Annotated in this window: 4 protein-coding genes; 3 read left to right on the top strand and 1 reads right to left on the bottom strand. The window is 36.5% G+C overall.

The window, feature by feature from the left end; genetic code table 11:
- Nucleotides 1-63: 63 nt before the first annotated feature.
- Nucleotides 64-1,008 (bottom strand): DUF1002 domain-containing protein, encoded by a 945-nt coding sequence (locus CP357_RS09680; RefSeq protein WP_025005601.1) that lies wholly within the window; start codon nucleotides 1,006-1,008, stop codon nucleotides 64-66.
- Between the two features lie 158 nt (nucleotides 1,009-1,166).
- On the opposite strand from CP357_RS09680, the gene CP357_RS09675 reads away from it, so the two are divergent.
- Genes CP357_RS09675 through CP357_RS09665 form a run of 3 tightly spaced genes read left to right on the top strand, consistent with a single transcriptional unit; the run spans nucleotide 1,167 to nucleotide 3,346 of the window.
- On the top strand, nucleotides 1,167-1,982 hold the full coding sequence (locus CP357_RS09675; protein WP_098037197.1) for a glycosyltransferase family 2 protein: 816 nt from the start codon (nucleotides 1,167-1,169) through the stop codon (nucleotides 1,980-1,982).
- A gap of 11 nt (nucleotides 1,983-1,993) precedes the next feature.
- Entirely contained in the window at nucleotides 1,994-2,650 is a 657-nt protein-coding gene (locus CP357_RS09670) for an alpha/beta fold hydrolase (RefSeq protein WP_025005599.1), read from the top strand.
- Between the two features lie 18 nt (nucleotides 2,651-2,668).
- Nucleotides 2,669-3,346 (top strand): NAD(P)H-binding protein, encoded by a 678-nt coding sequence (locus CP357_RS09665; protein ID WP_098037196.1) that lies wholly within the window; start codon nucleotides 2,669-2,671, stop codon nucleotides 3,344-3,346.
- The last annotated feature ends 19 nt before the right edge of the window (nucleotides 3,347-3,365 follow it).

Raw genomic sequence — 3,365 nt, 5'->3', positions numbered from 1 at the left:
GAAGAATTTCATCGTTCTTTTTTCATGGCCTAGGATTTAGTTTTTTCCCAGACACGTTTTTGTTTACTTAAACAAACCACTGAAGAAATTGACAATGCTATCCCAAATTTGTTGGAAAAGATTGCGGTTTTCAGGAGTGTTGAATTTATTGAAGATGTTCTTAGCACCATTTTCAATTTGGTTAGAAAGCTTAGCAGCTTGGCCTTTAAAATCTCCATTCTTTAAAGCACCAGAATCACGAATTTCAATTAACAAATTAATAATTTGATTCTTTTGATTGTTGTTAATGGTGTTGCCTAAGTGATTAATATTAATTTGATTATTCACAATATCACGAATTTGGCTGTCAGAAATATTTTGTCCTTGTTTAGCCATTTCTGATTTGGCGCCAGCAACCGCATTGTTCAATTGAGCATCAGAATAACCTTTTTTGCCCTTGTTGTCTTGGGTAATGCCACTCAAAGTATTCATTTCATCTTGAGCTGCATTAACTTGTTTTTGATTTAAAGCATTACCGTTTTTAGCATATGCGGCATAAACACCGGCTAAAGCACCAGAACCATCAATCGGAATAGCACTGGTTACATAAATATTAGCATCAGTAATTCCTGCGGTTAAAGCTGCATTTTTGTATTGGTTAGCGGTAATAGTTGTGATATTGTTTTTACCGTTATAGTCTAAAATTTTAACGTTGATTCCAGAGCCACTATTTGTTTTTTGAATCATTGCACTGGACCAAACACCAGATGAAGTGGTGAAATTATCACCAGATGGATTTAAATATTTAACTAGGTCTGAACCAGTAACTGTAATGGTTTGATAATTGCCGCCATTTAATGGAGCAGTTAAGGTTTTCAGAGTACCTTGTTTTTGTGATTCGGTTAAAGATGTTCCCAGAGTGACCACTGGGGTGTCGTCGTCAGCGAGTACTGTCTGTTTTTTGCCAAAAGAAAGTATCGCGACAACGCTAAGCAAAATTGCCGTAATTAATGTAAGTGATTTTTTCATGATTAATCTTCTTCCTCTTCATCGAAAATATATTCTGTTTAATACGCCTCATTATACTAGAAATTTTTAAAAATTTAATAGGAGCATATTCTAAAACTTTCTTAATTTCGAACTGATTCTTAAAGATGATATAATAAGTAGCAATAAAGGGGGACATTATGTTACAAGTGCCAAAGTTAACTATTATTATGCCGGTTTATAATACGGCACAATACTTGCCACGTGCTTTCGATGCTTTGCTTAAGCAAGTTAATAAAGCATTTAAGCTAATTGTGGTTGATGATGGCTCAACTGACAATTCGGTTGAGGTAGCGCAAAGCTATGCCTCCCGTTTTCCATATTTCAAATTAATTCAAAAGGAAAATGGAGGGCCTTCTGACGCACGTAATGTTGGTATAAAGTATATTGACACGCCATATGTCACCTTTCATGATGGCGATGATTGGGTAGATCCAGGCTATACTGCATTCTTTATTAATGCCTTTGAAGAACATCCAAATGTAAATCTTGTATCATGCGGTTATTGGATTGATTACCCTGATAAAAAAGAACGTGTTGTTGGCCACCCAGAAGGTGGATTTTTAACACGTGGTGAAACTTACCTTAAATTAACTAATGTATTTGGTTCACCAATGAAGGGATATAGCTGGAACAAAGCTTATAAAACAACGATTATCAATAAATATCACTTAAGATTTGATCGTGATATCTCTTTATTAGAGGATCAGATTTTTAACGTTAAATATACTTCAGTAGCTAGAGGTGTGTACTATACTCAAAAGCCGTATTATCATTATTGGCAAAGAAAAGGCAGTATTATTCACCAGCCTAACTTTAAGAAGGTAGCGGATAATTTTCGCGGTAATTATCGTGTATGGCACAAGATCATTAAAACTATCATGAAAGATCGTGAAGAAGAAAAGATGCGTAAAAAGCTAGATCGTTCAGCTTTGCGTGATAGTGACGCTCAATAAGAGAGGTTTTTATGAAAGAAAAAGTTAATGGCATCGAATTTTATTATCATAAACTAGGCAAAGGGGCACCTTTGCTTCTTTTACATGGTCACCATCTAGATGGGGGCATGTTTGATAAAATCGTTGCCCCACTTTCTCTTTATTACACGGTTTATGTACTCGATATGCGTGGTCATGGATTAAGTGAAGGTGATATTGCGGAACACTATCATACTGAAGTGGAAGACGTTTATGCCTTTATTAAGCAAGTAGGCATCGAAGGATGTTACTGCTTCGGTTTTGATGCAGGTGGATTAGTTGCGATGATGCTAGCTAGAAAATATCCAACAATTTTTAAGAAAATGATTGTTGCTGGAGTATTTGTTAATGGTGCCGGCATTCGTCCATACCACTACTTAACTGAAGGGTTTCACCGCTTTTTGAAGCTTGATCGTGATAGTCGTGTCGAATTAACCGAGTCCTTTATCTCTGTTGATGATTTGAAGAAAATCACGATACCAACACTTTGTGTAGTTGGAGAAAGAGATTGGGTTAAGGTGGAACACGTTCGCTGGTATAGTCAATTTATGCCCAATGCGAGATTAGTTATTATGCCACGTCAAACACACGATAGCTATGCAGTGCGTAGCCTTAAGCTATTAGATTTGATTAAAGAATTTTGTAAATAATTAAAAAGGAGAAAAATTATGGTTAAAGTTGTAGTACTTGGTGCTCACGGACAAGTAGCCCAAATTGCTGAAAGATTTTTGTTTGCAGATAAAGAAGTTCAACCTTCATTATTTTTACGTAATGCTAAGCGTATGGAAGATAAAAAGAATCAAGCTACAATCTTTGAAGGCAGCGCAACTGATGCCGCACAACTTGAAAAAGCTATGAAGGGCCAAGACATTGTTTACGCTAACTTAGGCGGCAAAGATGATATTGATCTTGAAGCAGAAGCCGTTATTGAAGCAATGAAGAATGCCTGCGTTAAGAGATTGATTTGGATTTCTACTTTGGGCATTTATGATGAAGTTCCAGGCAAGTTTGGTGAATGGAACAAGGAAACTTTAGGTGACTACATTACTGAATATGCCAAGGCTGCTAAGAGAATTGAAGAATCTGGCTTAGACTACACCATTATTCGTCCAACTTGGATGGACAATAAAGATGAAGTAGATTATGAAAAGTCTAAGAAGGGTGAACCAATCAAGGATACTGAAGTATCACGTAAGTCAGTTGCCGCATATGTTTATCATTTGATCAAGAATCCTAAAGAAGACGTTGGCGAATCAATTGGCTTAGGTAAGCCAGGTACTGAAGGAGATGGTATTAAAAATGTGGATCATTTTAATGAAAAACGCCCGAAAATCCCCGTATTTTAATGCGGGGATGGATAGGGCC

The organism is Lactobacillus sp. UMNPBX6 (genome assembly GCF_002553975.1).
GTDB lineage: Bacteria > Bacillota > Bacilli > Lactobacillales > Lactobacillaceae > Lactobacillus > Lactobacillus gallinarum.
The sequence above is the reverse complement of the archived record's forward strand: the minus strand, read 5'-3'. Positions and strand labels throughout refer to the sequence as shown.